Source organism: Arthrobacter pascens (assembly GCF_017052465.1).
In the GTDB taxonomy this organism is placed as follows: Bacteria; Actinomycetota; Actinomycetes; order Actinomycetales; family Micrococcaceae; genus Arthrobacter; species Arthrobacter pascens.
Genome location: NZ_JAFHKT010000130.1, coordinates 110,021 through 125,555, shown reverse-complemented (window position 1 = coordinate 125,555; position 15,535 = coordinate 110,021). Strand labels below are relative to the sequence as shown.

Sequence of the window (15,535 nt, the reverse complement as noted above, 5' to 3'; positions counted from 1 at the left end):
CCAGCTCTTCCGCCCCGGACTCTCCATCGCCGAACTCACCCAACCCGGCCAGCCCGCCCAACGCATCTCCCTCCCCCGACGCAGCCTGCGCGACTGCCTCGCCGAAGAACTCCGCCGCCTCGACCCCGACGAAGTCTTCGGTGAAGTGATTACTATTGGACTGCCACGTACCAATCTAAGGAGTGTCCGTCCCAGTGAGCGCTGACCCTAGAGTAAGCATCCATCCAGACTCTTCCGTCCTCATGGCCGCCATCGCGGCTCGCCTGATCACCAAGCTCGTTGATGTCCAGGACAGATTCGGTGAAGCAACGGTGGTGCTTACCGGAGGCACCGTGGGCATCGGCACCCTGAAGGCCGTGGCGGATTCACCGGCAGCGCCTGCCGTGGACTGGACCAAGGTGAACTTCTGGTGGGGTGACGAGCGCTTCGTCGGCGCCAAGGATCCAGACCGCAACACGCTCCAGGCCCATGAGGCGCTGCTGCAGCACATCAGCATTGATCCTGAGCGTGTCCACGAGCCGGGCTCGTCGGATGACTTCGAGACGCCGGAACTCGCTGCCGAAGACTACGCCCGCCGGCTCGGCGAGGCAGCAGCGGCTGAACACGCGGCCGACATGTCGGATGACAGGCCCGAGAACCCGGGCAAACTGCCCCGCTTCGACGTCGTCCTGCTGGGTGTGGGGCCCGACGCCCACATCGCGTCCCTCTTCCCTGAGCAGGGCGGCATCCGCGAGAAGCAGCTCACGGTCGTGGGGGTGCGCAACTCCCCCAAGCCGCCGCCGCAACGCATCTCCCTGACGCTCCCCGCGATCAATACCGCAGCAGAAGTGTGGATGGTGGTCGCCGGCGAGGACAAGGCAGGAGCGGTTGGGCTGGCCCTTGCAGGCGCCAACCCTGTCCAGGTCCCGGCGGCGGGACCCTCCGGCCGCTCACGCACGCTGTGGCTGATTGACGAGAATGCAGCCTCGCGGGTGCCGGAGCAGCTAGTCCGGAAGGCCCCTGCCGGCTCGTAGCCTTCTCAGCGCTCCAGCCAGGACGTCTTCCGCGTCCTGGCTGGAGCGTCTTTCTTTAACGTAGTCCAGATGGCTCTTGTAGCCGTCGGCGTCATCAACCGGTACCGGGTCCAGGGCCGCACCGGGATGCCGGGAGGCCGGCTTCCCGCAGTGGCGGCAGTCCCAGACTTCGGGGATCTGGTCTTCCGGCAGCTTAACGAAAACAGGCCGCGTCTCGTGTCCCTGGATGCACCAGTAGGAGACACGAATACGCGGCAACTGCTCGCCGGGCGGACCGTCGCCCTGATTCTTCAGTCCCGTTCCGTGTGTGACACCCACGCGGGTGCCCCGGAAGCCGGAAGACGGATGCGCCACCGGGAACTCCTCACTACTAAGGACCATGGCTGTTAAGGTTCAACAGCCACAGTTTAGTGCGGAGTCCCCGGTGGCGTCAGGTGGTTAGGAGTCAGCGGTGCCGGTGAAGCGCATCAGCAGGCCGAGGGCGATGATGACGGCCCCCCAGGTGATGCCCAGGATGACGGTGAACCTGTTCAGGTTCTTTTCCGCGACACCAGAGGAGCTCAGACCGGAACTCATTCCGCCGCCGAACATGTCCGACAGGCCGCCGCCACGTCCCTTATGGAGCAGGATGAGCAAAGTCAGCAGGAGGCTGGTGACGCCCAAGAGGATCTGCAGAATGACATGAAGAACGTCCACGACGGCCTTTCAGAAAATAGGAAATGCGGGAGATTGACCTGTGTCCGGACTAGTCCGTCACCAGGTGACTCTCGAACCTGACAATATTAGCAAACTCGGCCGGGTCGAGGCTGGCGCCGCCCACCAACACGCCGTCAACGTCACGCTCGTTGAGGATGGCCGCGGCGTTGTTGGCCTTGACGGAGCCGCCGTACAGCAGCCGCACCTTGGCCGCGACATCGGCACCGAACAGTTCGGTCAGCTCGGCCCGGATGGCGGCGCACATTTCCTGGGCGTCCTCGGGGCCGGCAACTTCTCCCGTGCCGATGGCCCAGACAGGCTCGTAAGCGACCACAAGCTCGGCGGCCTGCTCCGCCCCGAGACCCTCAACGTTGGCGCGGAGCTGGTCCAGCGTGTGCTGGACATGGGTGCCGGCCTGGCGGATCTCCAGGCCTTCTCCGACGCACAACACCGGAGTGACGCCGTGGCGGAAGGCGGCCTTGACCTTGGCGTTGAGAACGTCGTCAGACTCGTTGTGGATGGTGCGGCGTTCGCTGTGCCCCACCAGGACGTACTTGCACCCGAGCTTGTTCAGGAACTGCCCCGAGATGTCCCCGGTGTAGGCTCCGGAGTCGAATTGGGACAGGTCCTGCGCGCCGTAGGCGACGTCGAGTTCATCGCCCTGGACAAGCGTCTGGACGCCGCGAAGGTCCGTGAAAGGCGGGAAGACGGCTACTTCCACCCGGTTGTAGTCATGCTTGGCGTCGGACAGGGTCCAGGCCAGCTTCTGCAGGAGGGTGATGCCCTGGACGTGGTCCATGTTCATCTTCCAGTTGCCCGCAATGAAGGGGGTGCGGTCAAAAGTGCCGTTAGTTGACGTTGTCACGTGTTCTCCAAAAGTGCGGCTCAAAATGTGCTGATCATGTGAAGCAGCTGGCAGGGCGCCCGATACCTGCGGTTCAGGCGCCCTGCCGGCTGGGAGTGTTTAGCGGTCCAGAACGCTCAGGCCCGGGAGTTCCTTGCCTTCAAGGTATTCCAGGCTGGCGCCGCCTCCAGTGGAAATGTGCCCGAACTGGTCGTCAGCGAAGCCGAGGGTCCGGACTGCGGCGGCGGAGTCGCCGCCGCCCACGACGGTGAACGCGTCCGTCTCGGTCAGTGCCTGCGCTATGGCGCGCGTGCCGCCGGAGAAGGCTTCGAATTCGAAGACACCCATGGGGCCGTTCCAGAACACTGTCTTGGCAGCACCAATCCGCTCGGCGAAGGCCTTTGCGGAGTCCGGTCCGATGTCCAGTCCTATGCCCTGGGCGCCGAAGCTGCTGCTTTCGATGGCATCTGCACTGACCGTCTCATGGTCTGCGTCCGCGGCGAATTTCGCTGCAACCACAACGTCGGTGGGCACCACAAACTCGGTGCCGGCATCGGCAGCGCGCTTGAGGTAGTCCTGGACCACGGGGATCTGGTCCTCTTCCAGCAGGCTTCCGGCCACGCGGTGGCCCTCCGCCGCGAGGAAGGTGAACAGCATGCCGCCGCCGACGAGGATGGTGTCAGCCTTACCGATGAGGTTGTCGATGACAGCGAGCTTGTCGGAAACCTTCGAACCGCCGAGGACCACCACGTAGGGGCGCTGGGTGTCTGCCGTGAGCTTGCGCAGCACCTCCACTTCCGTGTGGACAAGGTCGCCCTGGTACGAGGGAAGCCGCGTGGCGACGTCGTAGACGCTGGCGTGCTTGCGGTGCACTGCACCGAAAGCGTCATCCACGAAGGCGCCGTTGTCGCCCGTCAGTGCCACAAGCTCATCCGCAAAGGCGCCGCGCTCGGCGTCGTCCTTGCTGGTTTCGCGGGCGTCGAAGCGGACGTTTTCGAGGACCAGGACCTGTCCGTCCTGCAGCGAGGACGCAAGCTCCTTCGCTGACTGTCCAACCGTGTCCTCGGCGAGCGAGACGGGGAACGACGCAAGCTCGGCCAGCCGGTCGGCTGCGGGCTTGAGCGAGTACTTATCGTCCGGGGCGCCCTTGGGGCGGCCCAGGTGGGCTGTTACCAGCACGCGGGCACCGGCGTCCGTGAGCTTTCCCAGCACTGGCAGTGAGGCCTTGATGCGGCCGTCGTCAGTCACTGTAGAGCCGTCGAGCGGCACATTCAGGTCACTTCTGACCAGAATGTACCGCCCGCGGACACCTTCAGCGATCAGTTCGTTGAGGGTGTGAAATGTCATGTAGCTAACCCTAGCCCAGCTTTGCGGCGACGAGCTCCGTGAGGTCCACGAGTCGGTTCGAGTAGCCCCATTCGTTGTCATACCAGGAAACAACCTTGACCTGGTTTCCAATGACCTTGGTCAGTCCGGAGTCGAAGATCGACGACGCGGGGTCGCCCACGATGTCCGAGGAGACGATGGGCGCGTCGGTGTAGCTCAGGATTCCCTGGAGCTCGTCGGACTCGGCGGCCTTCTTCAGGGCGGCGTTGACTTCCTCGACGGTGGTTTCGCGGGAGACGGTGACGGTGAGGTCCGTGGCGGAACCGGTGGGGACCGGAACGCGGATGGCGTAGCCGTCCAGCTTGCCCTTGAGTTCCGGCAGGACGAGCCCGATGGCCTTGGCTGCACCGGTGGAGGTGGGAACCATGTTGATCGCGGCGGCGCGGGCACGGCGGAGGTCGTTGTGCGGGCCGTCCTGCAGGTTCTGGTCAGCCGTGTAGGCGTGGACGGTGGTCATCAGGCCACGCTCGATGCCGAACTCGTCGTTGATGACCTTGGCCAGGGGGCCGAGGCAGTTGGTGGTGCAGGACGCGTTGGAGATGATGTGGTGAGCTGCGGGGTCGTACAGTTCGTGGTTCACACCCATCACGATGGTGATGTCCTCGTCGGAGGCCGGGGCGGAGATCAGGACCTTCTTGGCGCCAGCTTCGATGTGCTTCTTGGCAGCAGCGGCCTTGGTGAAGAAGCCGGTGGACTCGATGACGATGTCCACGCCGAGCTCGCCCCAGGGCAGATTGGCCGGATCCCGCTCGGCGAGGACTTTGATGGCGTTGCCGTTGACGACCAGGTTGCCTTCTTTGACCTCAACGGTTTCCTTCAGGCGGCCGCCGACGGAGTCGTACTTCAGCAGGTGGGCAAGTGCCTCGGGGCTGGTGAGGTCGTTGACGGCAACGATCTCGAGGTCCGCGCCCTGCGCAAGTGCTGCGCGGAAGTAGTTGCGGCCGATGCGGCCAAAGCCGTTGATACCAATACGGGTGGTCACTTTTTCAGTCTCCTTGGTGCTTGTGAAGCACAACTAGTTGAGAGGGCGTTCAAGCCAACTAACAGATCCCGCACGCCATTGGGCAGAGATGATTACCAGATCGGAGGGCGACCAGCCACATTGCTGAAGGCTAACCGCCTTCCGTGATCCATCTTACGTTTAAGAAGGTCCGCCCCCGCAAGTGCGGGGGCGGACCGTCCATAATTCGGCCCTAAACGGGCCTAATGTGAAGTTTGTTACCAGCGCATGTTGCGCGGGTCACAACCGATTAGAGCGTGATCAAACCGGTGGCGTTGGCACGTGCTGCGGCGAAGCGCTGCGCGACGTCGGCCCAGTTCACGATGTTCCAGAAGGCCTTAACGTAGTCAGCCTTGACGTTGACGTAGTCGAGGTAGAAGGCGTGCTCCCACATGTCCAGCATGAGCAGCGGCGTGGTGCCGAGTGCCACGTTGCCCTGCTGGTCATAAAGCTGTTCGATGACGAGGTTGCCGCCGATGGGCTCGTAGGCCAGGAAGCCCCAGCCGGAACCCTGCAGGCCAAGTGCGGCTGCGGAGAACTGGGCGCGGAAAGCGTCGAACGAGCCGAAAGCGTCATCGATGGCGGCAGCCAGCTCGCCTTCCGGCTTATCGCCACCGTCCGGCGAGAGGTTGTTCCAGAACACGGAGTGGTTGATGTGGCCGCCCGTGTGGAAGGCCAGGTCCTTGGAAAGGCGGTTGATGTTGGCAAAGTCGCCCTTCTCGCGGGCTTCCGCAAGCTGGGCCAGCGCGTTGTTGGCGCCCGCTACGTAGGCGGCATGGTGCTTGCTGTGGTGCAGCTCCATGATCTTCGCGGAGATGTGGGGCTCCAGCGCTGCGTAGTCGTACTTGAGTTCGGGCAGAACGTACTCGGTCACAAAATCCTCCAATGTCGTGGACAGTTTGTCCGGTTTGCTAACTCTCGGATTGTGCATCCGGATGACGGATCACCCGGAAATCTCAATGGCGGGATCTGGCTGCCTCCGAGCCGTAACTCGCGGTCCGCCGGATAAGTCCACCATCTGGTCTTGATTCTAGGGGCGCCGTTACTCGTCCAGCATTTCCGGCGTCACATTGGCATCCGTCCCCGGAATGCCGAGATCGGACGCGCGTTTGTCCGCCATGGCGAGCAGGCGCCGGATCCGGCCGGCGATTGCGTCCTTGGTCATGGGCGGATCCGCAAGCCGGCCGAGTTCGTCGAGGCTGGCCTGCTTGTGCGCTACCCGGAGCTCCCCCGCGTATTTCAGGTGGTCGGGGACATCGTCGCCCAGGATCTCCAGGGCGCGGTCAACCCGTGCGCCGGCGGCCACGGCGGCCTGGGCCGAGCGGCGGAGGTTGGCGTCGTCAAAGTTGGCGAGGCGGTTGGCTGTGGCCCGCACTTCCTTGCGCATCCGCCGTTCCTCCCACACCATGAGCGCGTCGTGCGCGCCCATCCTGGTAAGCAGGGCGGCGATGGTATCGCCGTCACGGATCACCACGCGGTCCACTCCCCTGACCTCCCGCGCCTTGGCCTGGATTCCAAGCCGGCGGGCGGCCCCGACGAGGGCCAGTGCCGACTCCGGGCCGGGGCAGGTGACTTCCATCGACGACGACCGGCCCGGCTCGGTGAGCGACCCGTGGGCGAGGAAGGCGCCGCGCCACACGGCCTCGGCGTCGGCGGCGGACCCGTTGACCACCACCGACGGAAGGCCCCGCACCGGGCGCCCCCGGGCATCCAGGAGGCCGGTCTGGCGAGCCAGTGCCTCGCCGTCACGGACCACCCGCACCACGTAGCGGCTGCCGCGCCGCAGCCCGCTGCCGGAGACCACGATGATTTCGCTCTGGTGCCCGTACACCTCTGCGATGGCCGCCCGCAGGCGCCTCGCCGTCGATGCCAGGTCCACCTCGGCTTCGATGACGATCCGGCCGGAAATGATGTGGAGCCCTCCGGCGAAGCGGAGCATGGCCGAGACTTCGGCCTTTCGTACCGAGGACTTCTTAATGTCCAGGCGGGACAGTTCTTCCTTGACTGATGCTGTCAGTGCCATGGCACCTTCCTAACTGTTCCCGAAAATATCCTGGTAGGCCGTTGCCAGCCGCAGGGGGTCGTGGACGGGACGCCGACCCGAAGCCCCTACTTTACCCAAGACGACCTCGGCTCCGATCATCCCGGCGGCCCGCTCAAACTCCTTCACGTCTGAAACGGACGCGGGGTCGGCCAGCACGACGTCGGCGCTGAAGTCCGGTGCGTAACTGCGCAGCACGTGCAGGTGGTCGGCGGCGGACATCCCGGAGGTTTCCTTCGTGTCCATGGCCAGGTTCATGGTGAGGCAGCGTTTGGCCGGCGTGTCGCACAGCGCCTGCCTCATCTCCGGCAACAGCAGGTGCGGGAGGACCGAGGTGTACCAGGATCCAGGGCCCAGGATCACCCAGTCGGCAAGTTCGATCGCCGTCAGGGCTTCAACGCAGGCCGGCGCATCCTCGGGCATGAGTCGGACGCTTTCGAGCGAACCGGCCACCGCGCAGCGCGCCTGGCCCCTGATGGTGGTGAGGGTGCTGCTGCCGTCCGGTGCGGTAACGCGCACGTCGCCCTCAATGGTGAGCGGCACCGTGGACATGGGCAGGACCTGGCCGCGGGCCCCAAGCAGTGCCCCCGCCCACTTCAACCCGGCCACGGCGTCGCCAAGCAGCTCCCACAGGGTGACGATCAGCAGATTGCCCATGGCGTGGTCGTCCAGGGAACCGCCGCCGGGCCCCGAGCGGAAGCGGTGCTGCATGACATCGCGCCACGTGCGCCCCCAGTCGGTGTCGTCACAGAGTGCCGACAGTGCCATGCGGAGATCGCCCGGCGGCAGGACGCCGTACTCTTCGCGGAGGCGGCCGGAGGATCCGCCGTCGTCCGCCACGGTGACCACCGCCGTCAGTTCGGAGGTCAGCAGCCGCAACGCCGAGAGGGATGCCGCGAGGCCGTGGCCTCCGCCAAGGGCCACCACGGAGGGGCCCTTGGCCTGCTGCGAGCCCGCCAGGCCTGACGGTGGGATGAGGGGCAGCGGGCCGGTCAGCACGCCCATTATTCGCGGCCCAGGTCCCGGTGGGTGGTGGTCACCGTTACGCGCGGATATTGCGCCAGCTTCTTGGAAAGCTCGACGGCGACTGCCACCGACCGGTGCTTCCCGCCGGTGCATCCCACGGCGATGGTGGCATAGTGCTTGTTTTCGCGGCGGTACCCGTCGAGGACAGGCTCGAGGGCCATGACGTAGCGTTCCACGAACGTCGGGACGCCCTCGGCCTCGAGGACGTAGTCGCTGACGTCCTGGTCGAGGCCGGTGTGCGGCCTCAGTTTGGGCACCCAGTGGGGGTTGGGAATGAACCGGACGTCCGCAACGTAGTTCGCGTCGACAGGCAATCCATATTTGAAGCCGAAACTCATGATGTTCAGGCGCAGTGCCACCGGGCCGGTCTCGGAGAAGAGCTCGGTGATGGCGGTGGCCAGGCCGTGGACGTTGAACGCGGACGTGTCCAGCACCAGGTCGGAGGAATCCCGCAGCTCCTTCAGGAGCTCGCGTTCGGCGGCAATGCCGTCAAGGATCCTGCCGCCACCCTGCAGCGGGTGCGGACGCCTGCCCTGCTCGAAGCGGCGGACAAGGACGTCGTCGCTCGCGTCAAGGAACAGCACCCGGAAGGTGACACCGCTGGCCGCCAGGGCGTGGAGGGCGGCGCGGATGTCGGCGAACAGCGCCTTGCTCCGAACGTCCACCACGACGGCGAGCCTGGGGATCGTCTGGGGGGCGTGCGACACCAGTTCCGCCAGGGTGCCCAGCATCTGCGGCGGCAGGTTTTCGACGACGTACCAGCCGTGGTCCTCCAGCGCGTCGGATGCCGTGCTGCGGCCGGCTCCGGACATGCCCGTGACCACGAGCAGTTCCGCCTCGACCGGCTTCACTGGCGTGAGGCCTTCCTCATCGACGCCGGTTCCTGCCGTCGGCTCTGCCATTAATTCCAGCCCCATTTCTGCTCTAGCTTGCCGTGTGCGTGCACAGAAGTGCGCGCGGCAAGATTTCCGTACTTACCCTAGCTAAGAATCAGGACGCGGGCTAAGTTTCCAGCACTTCGCCCGTGGTCATATTGATGGCCGGAACGGCATCCACGGACTCGGCCCCCGCGCCGTTGGCACTGAAATGGGTGACAATGGCCGCCGCGAGGGCTGGGCCGATGCCCTTGGCTGCCGTGAGCTCCTCAGCAGTTGCCGCCTTGATCTTCCGCACGGACCCGAAGTGGGCAAGCAGCGCCTTGCGCTTGGAATCGCCGAGGCCGGGGACGCCGTCAAGGGCAGAAACCGTCATCGCCTTTCCGCGCTTCTGCCGGTGGAACGAGATGGCAAAGCGGTGCGCCTCGTCGCGGATGCGCTGCAGCATGTACAGGCCCTGCGAGGAGCGGGGCAGGATGACCGGGAAGTCACTGTCCGGCAGCCACACCTCCTCCAGCCGCTTGGCCAGCCCCACCACGTAGACGTCGTCCACACCGAGTCCGGCCAGGGCACGCGCGGCGGCGTTGACCTGCGGTTTTCCGCCGTCAACCACCACAAGGTTGGGAGGATAGGCAAACTTGGCCCGCGGCGCCGCGGTGGTGGTGTCCGCCAGTGCCCCTCCATTGCCGCCGGCAGGAGCCGGCGCCGCGATCCCGACGTCGGACGCGTCCACCTGCGCTGTCTTGTCCAGCAGGTAGTGCCGGAAGCGCCGGGTCAGGACGTCGTGCATGGCGGCGGTGTCATCGGTCGCCGCCGCCCCGGTGATGGAGAACTTCCGGTAATCGGATTTCTTGGGCAGGCCGTCCTCCACCACCACCATTGATGCGACCACGTTGGTTCCCTGGACATGCGACACGTCGTAGCACTCGATCCGCAACAGCGGCACGGGCAGCTCAAGGGCCTCCTGGAGTTCCTGCAGTGCCTGCGACCGCACCGTGAGGTCACCGGCCCGCCTGGTCTTGTGCAGCCTCAGGGCGTGTTCCGCGTTCTCCCGGACGGTGGACATCAGGGCGGCCTTGTCGCCGCGCTGCGGCACCCGGATATCCACCTTGGCGCCCCGCAGGCCGCCCAGCCACACCGCCAGCTCCGCGGCATTGCTTGGCTCCACGGGGACCAGCACCTCGCGGGGAAGCCTCCCCTGGACTTCGGCGTCCTCGCCGTAGACCTGCTGCAGCAGGTGTTCCACGAGGTCCGGGGTGGTGGAGTCCTCCACCTTTTCGACCACCCAGCCGCGCTGGCCCCTGACCCTGCCCCCGCGGACGTGGAACACCTGGACTGCAGCTTCGAGTTCGTCCTCATGGAGTGCGAAAACATCGGCGTCGGTGTCTTCGGCCAGCACCACGGCGTTCCGCTCGAAGACCTTGCGGAGGGCCGCGATGTCGTCGCGGATCCTGGCGGCCCGCTCATAGTCCAGCTCAGCGACGGCGGCAGCCATGTCCTTTTCCAGCCGCGCGATAAAGCGCTTGGCTTCGCCGCCCATGAAGGCACAGAAGTCTTCGGCCAGGGCCCGGTGCTCCTCAGGGGTGACTCGGCCGACGCAGGGCGCCGAGCACTTGTCGATGTAGCCGAGCAGGCACGGCCGGCCACTGGCTTGGGCGCGCTTGAGGACACCGGCGCTGCAGCTGCGCACCGGGAACACACGCAGCAGGGTGTCCATGGTTTCCCTGATCGCACCGGCCGTATAGGGACCGAAGTAGCGGGTTCCCTTCCGCCGCTCTCCGCGCATCACCTGCACGCGGGGCAGCTTCTCCCCCATGGTGACGGCAAGGTACGGGTACGTCTTGTCGTCCCGGAAGACAACGTTGAATCGCGGCTTGAATTCCTTGATCCAGGTGTATTCCAGCTGCAGCGATTCCAGTTCGCTTCCGACGACGGTCCACTCAACGCTGCTTGCGGCGTGGACCATCGCGTGCGTCTTTGGCAGGAGGCCCGCGGGATTGGCGAAGTACGAGTTCAGGCGAGAGCGGAGGTTCTTTGCCTTGCCGACGTAGATGACCCTGCCGTGGGGATCCCGGAACCTGTATACGCCCGGATTGGTTGGAATTTCACCCGTCTGGGGTCGGTAACTTGCTGGATCTGCCACGCTTCCAGTCTACTGAGCCTGCGGACGCCTGCTGGCCGTCCCTACTCGATGGCCTTGCTCTGGTTATAGCCCGTGGAGCGTTCCTGCCCACTGAGCTCCGCGATGGCGTCCATGATGCGGTCGGTTACCTGCCGGCGCGCCGGCAGGGAGTGGTCCGGCCCGGTCTTCTCGAAGTACAGCGGCTCGCCGACCTTCATGATGAAATGCTGGGGCTTCACGGCATTGCGGCCCGCGGGCTGCAGCTTCTCCGTGCCGATGAGGCCAACGGGGATGACGGGTGCTCCTGTGGTGAGGGCAAGCCAGCCCACCCCGGTCCGGCCACGGTAGAGGATGCCGTCGCGTGAGCGGGTGCCCTCGGGGTAGATGCCGATGCCTCTGCCGTCCTCCAGGATGTCCAGGAGGGTCCGCAGGGCCTGCACGCTCGCGGCCTGCTCGCCGCGCTCCACGGGAATCGAGCCGACAGCCTGGAAGAAGGACTTCATCAGGCGCCCCTTGACGCCCTTCGTCGTGAAATATTCGGCCTTGGCGAAGAAGGCCACGGGGCGCGGCATCAGCGCCTGCACGATCACGCTGTCCAGAAAGGAAAGGTGGTTGGGTGCCACGATGAAGGGCCCGTCCTTCGGCACGTTCTCCAGGCCGGTCACAGTGGGCCGGCAGGTGCCCGAGATCAGCCCGCGGGTGGTCCACCTGATGCCGTCAAAGAGCTCCATCGTTGCGCACCTCGCTCAAAGCCGCGGCCCGGACAGATTCCAGCTCCTCGATGGCGTTGCGGAGGCTCGGGGCGTCATGGACCACGGCCACAGCCCCTGCTGCCTCAAGTTCGCCGTCGGGGGCGAACCCCCAGCTGACACCGATGCAGTCGATGCCGTTGGCGAGGGCACCTGCCACGTCCTGCGCACGGTCGCCCACCATGATGGCGTGCTGCGTGCGGAGCTCTGCCATGGCGGCGGCGATGATCCCGGTCTTGCCGATGGGGCCGGCCGCTGCGGCGGTTTCGTCCACAGCGGATCCGTGGATCGCCGCGAACCGGCGGGCAATCTTGTGGTGTTCCAGGACCACGTGCGCGAGGTTCTCCGGCTTTTGGGTTGCCACCGCCACGGGGCGCCCTGCTGCCGCGTAGCTTTCCAGAAGCTCTGCGATTCCCGGGTAGAGGCGGCTTTGCGAGATGCCTGTGTCCAGGTAGCGCATCCGGTAGCTGCGGATGACGTTCTTCAGCATGGCTGGCGGAACTCCCGCGATGGTCAGCAGTGAGTCACTCAGCTTTGGCCCGACCATCGCGTCCAGGAGATCCTGGCTCGGGACGGGGATCCCGAATTCAGTGAGAGCCGCGGCAATTCCGTCTGTTATGCCGCCGGCCGGATCGACAAGAGTGCCGTCCAGGTCGAAGATCACGGGCACTGTTGTTGAAGTCACCGGCTTAGTTTCTCACGAGAGCACCCCTGCACAAATTCACATGCCGTGCCGGGAATACTTCCCGGCACGGCATGTGTCCGTTCATGGCCCCCACGAGCCCCGGTGCCGGTGCAGGCCCGGGGGCTGCCGTCCTAGCCGAGAATCTCGGCCAGGAAGGTCGCGGTGTGGCTCTCCTTCGATTTGGCCAGCTGCTCGGGCGTACCCGACGCCACGATCCGGCCTCCCCCCGAGCCGCCGTCCGGTCCGAGATCCACGATCCAGTCCGCGCTCTTGATGACATCGAGGTTGTGCTCGATAGTAATGACGGTGTTGCCCTTGTCCACCAAACCCTGGAGCACGAGCAGCAGCTTCCGGATGTCCTCGAAGTGCAGGCCCGTGGTGGGCTCGTCCAGAACATAAATGCTGCGGCCGTTCGAACGCTTTTGGAGTTCGGCAGCCAGCTTGACGCGCTGGGCTTCGCCGCCGGAGAGCGTGGTGGCAGGCTGGCCCAGGCGCACGTACCCCAGGCCGACGTCCACCAGCGTGTTCAGGTGGCGCGCAATCGGCGAGAAGGCGGCGAAGAACTCGGCGCCCTCCTCGATGGGCATGTTCAGCACGTCCGCAATGGTCTTGCCCTTGTAGTGCACCTCGAGCGTCTCGCGGTTGTACCGGGCACCATGGCAGACCTCGCACGGGACGTAGACGTCCGGCAGGAAGTTCATCTCGATCTTCAGGGTGCCGTCACCGGAACAGGCCTCGCACCTGCCGCCCTTGACGTTGAAGGAGAACCGCCCGGGCAGGTAGCCGCGGACCTTGGCTTCGGTGGTCTCGGCAAACAGTTTGCGGATGTTGTCGAAGACACCTGTGTAGGTGGCCGGGTTGGAGCGCGGCGTGCGGCCGATCGGGCTCTGGTCCACATGGACCACCTTGTCGAGGTGCTCCAGCCCCTGCACCGTGCGGTGCCGGCCGGCGACCTGCTTGGCGCCGTTGAGCTTGTTGGCCAGCACTTTGTAGAGGATCTCGTTGACGAGGGTGGACTTGCCCGAGCCGCTGACCCCGGTGACGGCCGTGAACAGGCCCAGCGGAAAGGCGGCGTCGACGTTGATCAGGTTGTTTTCCCTGGCCCCGACGACCTTGATTTCGCGTTTTTTGTCGTACTTCCGCCGCTTCTTGGGGACGTCGATCTTCTTGCGCCCGGAGAGGTAGTCACCGGTAAGGGACGCATTGTTTTCGAGCAGGGATGCGTAGGAGCCCGAGTGGACCACCTGCCCGCCGTGTTCCCCCGCCCCCGGTCCAATGTCCACGATCCAGTCGGCTTCATGGATCGTGTCTTCATCGTGCTCCACAACGATGAGCGTGTTGCCCATGTCCCGGAGCCTGGTGAGGGTTTCGATCAGCCGGCGGTTGTCCCGCTGGTGCAGCCCGATGGAGGGCTCGTCCAACACATACAGCACACCGACCAGGCCGGAACCGATCTGCGTGGCAAGCCGGATCCGCTGGGCCTCGCCGCCGGAAAGTGTTGCGGACGGGCGTTCGAGGTTCAGGTATTCCAGGCCGACGTCGAGCAGGAAGGTCAGCCGGGCCTGGATCTCCTTCAGGACCTGGTGGGCGATCTGCGCTTCACGTCCGGTCAGCACCAGGTTGTTGAGGAATGCGGCGCACTCCCGCATGGGCAGCGCAGCTACCTCGGCAATCGATTTGCCGTTGATCAGGACCGACAGCGACGCCGGGTTGAGCCTGGCACCGTTGCACGCAGGGCAGGGAACCTGCCGCATGTATTCCTCGTAGCGGTCGCGGGCCCAGTCCGAGTCCGTCTCGCCGTGCTTGCGGTGCACATACTGGATGGCGCCTTCGAACCCTGTGCTGTATTTGCGCTCCCGGCCAAACCTGTTGCGGTACTGGACCACAACCTTGTGGTCTTTGCCGTGCAGAACGGTCTGGCGCACGTCAGCCGGCAGCTTCTCCCATGGCGTGTCCATGGAGAAGCCCACCTCCTTGGCGAGCCCGTCCAGCAGCCGGTTCCAATATTCCGTGGTGGCGGTGCCGAGCGACCAGGGCGCGATGGCACCCTCTGCCAGGGACAGCTCGGGGTTGGGGACGATCAGGTCCTCATCGACTTCGAGGCGCGTTCCGATGCCGCTGCAGGCCGAGCAGGCGCCGAACGGGTTGTTGAACGAGAATGACCGGGGCTCGATTTCATCGATGGCCAGCGGGTGCTCGTTCGGGCAGGCAAGGTTCTCGGAGAACGCCCGCAGCCGGTCGGGCGAATCGGCCTCGAGGTCCACGAATTCGGCCAGCACACGGCCTTCGGCCAGTCCGAGGGCCGTTTCGATCGAATCGGTCAGCCGCTGGCTGATGCCTTCCTTAACCACTAGGCGGTCTACCACCACTTCGATGGTGTGCTTGAACTGCTTGCCGAGCTTGGGCGGATCGCTGAGCTGGATGAGCTCGCCGTCCACGCGGGCACGCGAGTAGCCCTTTGCGGTCAGTTCCTTGAAGAGGTCAACGAACTCGCCCTTGCGGCCGCGGACCACGGGCGCGAGCACCTGGAACCGCGTGCCCCCTTCCAGCTCCAGCAGCTGGTCCACGATCTGCTGCGGCGTCTGCTTGATGACGGGCTCGCCGCAGACCGGGCAGTACGGACGGCCCACCCGCGCCCAAAGGAGGCGCATGTAGTCGTAGATCTCGGTGATGGTACCGACAGTGGAGCGGGGGTTCTTGCTCGTGGACTTCTGGTCGATCGAGACCGCGGGCGAAAGGCCTTCGATGAAGTCGACGTCGGGCTTGTCCACCTGGCCCAGGAACTGCCGGGCGTAGGCAGAGAGGGATTCGACGTAGCGGCGCTGGCCCTCGGCGAAGATCGTGTCGAAGGCGAGGGACGACTTCCCTGATCCGGACAGCCCGGTGAAGACGATCATGGCATCGCGCGGAAGATCTAGGTCCACGTTGCGGAGGTTGTGCTCTCGGGCGCCCTTGACGATCAGGCGGGACAGGTCCGGGCGCACCGGCTTCGCAGAGGTCAGGGGCACGACGGCGGAGTGGGCATCTACGGCTGTTTCTTCAGCTACGGCTTTAGGCACCATCCAATGCTAATCGAAAACTTCTTCGAATATCCACGC

The 15,535-nt window shown here is 65.3% G+C and carries 15 protein-coding genes; 2 read left to right on the top strand and 13 right to left on the bottom strand.

Annotation, left to right across the window (positions count from 1 at the left end; genetic code table 11):
* A partial coding sequence (locus JYA52_RS09805; RefSeq protein WP_205652990.1) for an OpcA/G6PD domain-containing protein occupies positions 1 to 205 on the top strand: 205 nt, incomplete at its 5' end.
* The gene (pgl, locus tag JYA52_RS09800) at positions 195 to 1,013 is read left to right on the top strand and encodes a 6-phosphogluconolactonase (protein ID WP_205652989.1); all 819 of its coding nucleotides are present in this window, start codon (positions 195 to 197) and stop codon (positions 1,011 to 1,013) included. The genes JYA52_RS09805 and pgl, both read left to right, overlap by 11 nt.
* Here the strand turns inward: pgl and JYA52_RS09795 are convergent.
* The 13 genes from JYA52_RS09795 to uvrA all read right to left on the bottom strand — a co-directional run bounded on the left by JYA52_RS09795 (position 984) and on the right by uvrA (position 15,496).
* Positions 984 to 1,367: an RNA polymerase-binding protein RbpA gene (locus tag JYA52_RS09795; protein ID WP_205653001.1), complete on the bottom strand. Its 384-nt coding sequence runs from the start codon at positions 1,365 to 1,367 to the stop codon at positions 984 to 986. The two genes, pgl and JYA52_RS09795, sit on opposite strands and share 30 nt — an antisense overlap.
* A gap of 84 nt (positions 1,368 to 1,451) precedes the next feature.
* Positions 1,452 to 1,709, bottom strand: a complete 258-nt coding sequence (gene secG / locus JYA52_RS09790; RefSeq protein ID WP_205652988.1) for a preprotein translocase subunit SecG — start codon at positions 1,707 to 1,709, stop codon at positions 1,452 to 1,454.
* Positions 1,710 to 1,758: 49 nt separating this feature from the next.
* Positions 1,759 to 2,574 carry a triose-phosphate isomerase gene (gene tpiA, locus JYA52_RS09785; RefSeq protein ID WP_205652987.1) on the bottom strand — a complete coding sequence of 272 codons (816 nt, stop codon included), beginning with the start codon at positions 2,572 to 2,574 and terminating at the stop codon, positions 1,759 to 1,761.
* A gap of 99 nt (positions 2,575 to 2,673) precedes the next feature.
* Complete coding sequence (locus JYA52_RS09780) at positions 2,674 to 3,900, bottom strand: phosphoglycerate kinase (protein ID WP_205652986.1); 1,227 nt, start codon at positions 3,898 to 3,900, stop codon at positions 2,674 to 2,676.
* 10 nt (positions 3,901 to 3,910) lie between these two features.
* Positions 3,911 to 4,921 (bottom strand): type I glyceraldehyde-3-phosphate dehydrogenase, encoded by a 1,011-nt coding sequence (gap, locus tag JYA52_RS09775; protein ID WP_205652985.1) that lies wholly within the window; start codon positions 4,919 to 4,921, stop codon positions 3,911 to 3,913.
* A 268-nt stretch (positions 4,922 to 5,189) separates the two neighbouring features.
* Positions 5,190 to 5,813 carry a superoxide dismutase gene (locus JYA52_RS09770; protein WP_205652984.1) on the bottom strand — a complete coding sequence of 208 codons (624 nt, stop codon included), beginning with the start codon at positions 5,811 to 5,813 and terminating at the stop codon, positions 5,190 to 5,192.
* Positions 5,814 to 5,981: 168 nt separating this feature from the next.
* Positions 5,982 to 6,962, bottom strand: a complete 981-nt coding sequence (whiA, locus tag JYA52_RS09765; RefSeq protein WP_205652983.1) for a DNA-binding protein WhiA — start codon at positions 6,960 to 6,962, stop codon at positions 5,982 to 5,984.
* Positions 6,963 to 6,971: 9 nt separating this feature from the next.
* The gene (locus JYA52_RS09760) at positions 6,972 to 7,985 is read right to left on the bottom strand and encodes a gluconeogenesis factor YvcK family protein (protein ID WP_205652982.1); all 1,014 of its coding nucleotides are present in this window, start codon (positions 7,983 to 7,985) and stop codon (positions 6,972 to 6,974) included.
* Entirely contained in the window at positions 7,985 to 8,908 is a 924-nt protein-coding gene (gene rapZ, locus JYA52_RS09755) for an RNase adapter RapZ (protein WP_205652981.1), read from the bottom strand. Before rapZ ends, JYA52_RS09760 begins: the two co-directional genes overlap by 1 nt.
* Positions 8,909 to 9,008: 100 nt before the next feature.
* Positions 9,009 to 11,024, bottom strand: a complete 2,016-nt coding sequence (gene uvrC, locus JYA52_RS09750; protein ID WP_205652980.1) for an excinuclease ABC subunit UvrC — start codon at positions 11,022 to 11,024, stop codon at positions 9,009 to 9,011.
* A gap of 41 nt (positions 11,025 to 11,065) precedes the next feature.
* Positions 11,066 to 11,734 (bottom strand): lysophospholipid acyltransferase family protein, encoded by a 669-nt coding sequence (locus JYA52_RS09745; protein ID WP_205652979.1) that lies wholly within the window; start codon positions 11,732 to 11,734, stop codon positions 11,066 to 11,068.
* Positions 11,721 to 12,437 carry an HAD hydrolase-like protein gene (locus JYA52_RS09740; protein WP_205652978.1) on the bottom strand — a complete coding sequence of 239 codons (717 nt, stop codon included), beginning with the start codon at positions 12,435 to 12,437 and terminating at the stop codon, positions 11,721 to 11,723. The genes JYA52_RS09745 and JYA52_RS09740 overlap by 14 nt, the downstream gene beginning before the upstream one ends.
* 131 nt (positions 12,438 to 12,568) lie before the next feature.
* Entirely contained in the window at positions 12,569 to 15,496 is a 2,928-nt protein-coding gene (gene uvrA, locus JYA52_RS09735) for an excinuclease ABC subunit UvrA (protein ID WP_205652977.1), read from the bottom strand.
* Positions 15,497 to 15,535: the final 39 nt, after the last annotated feature.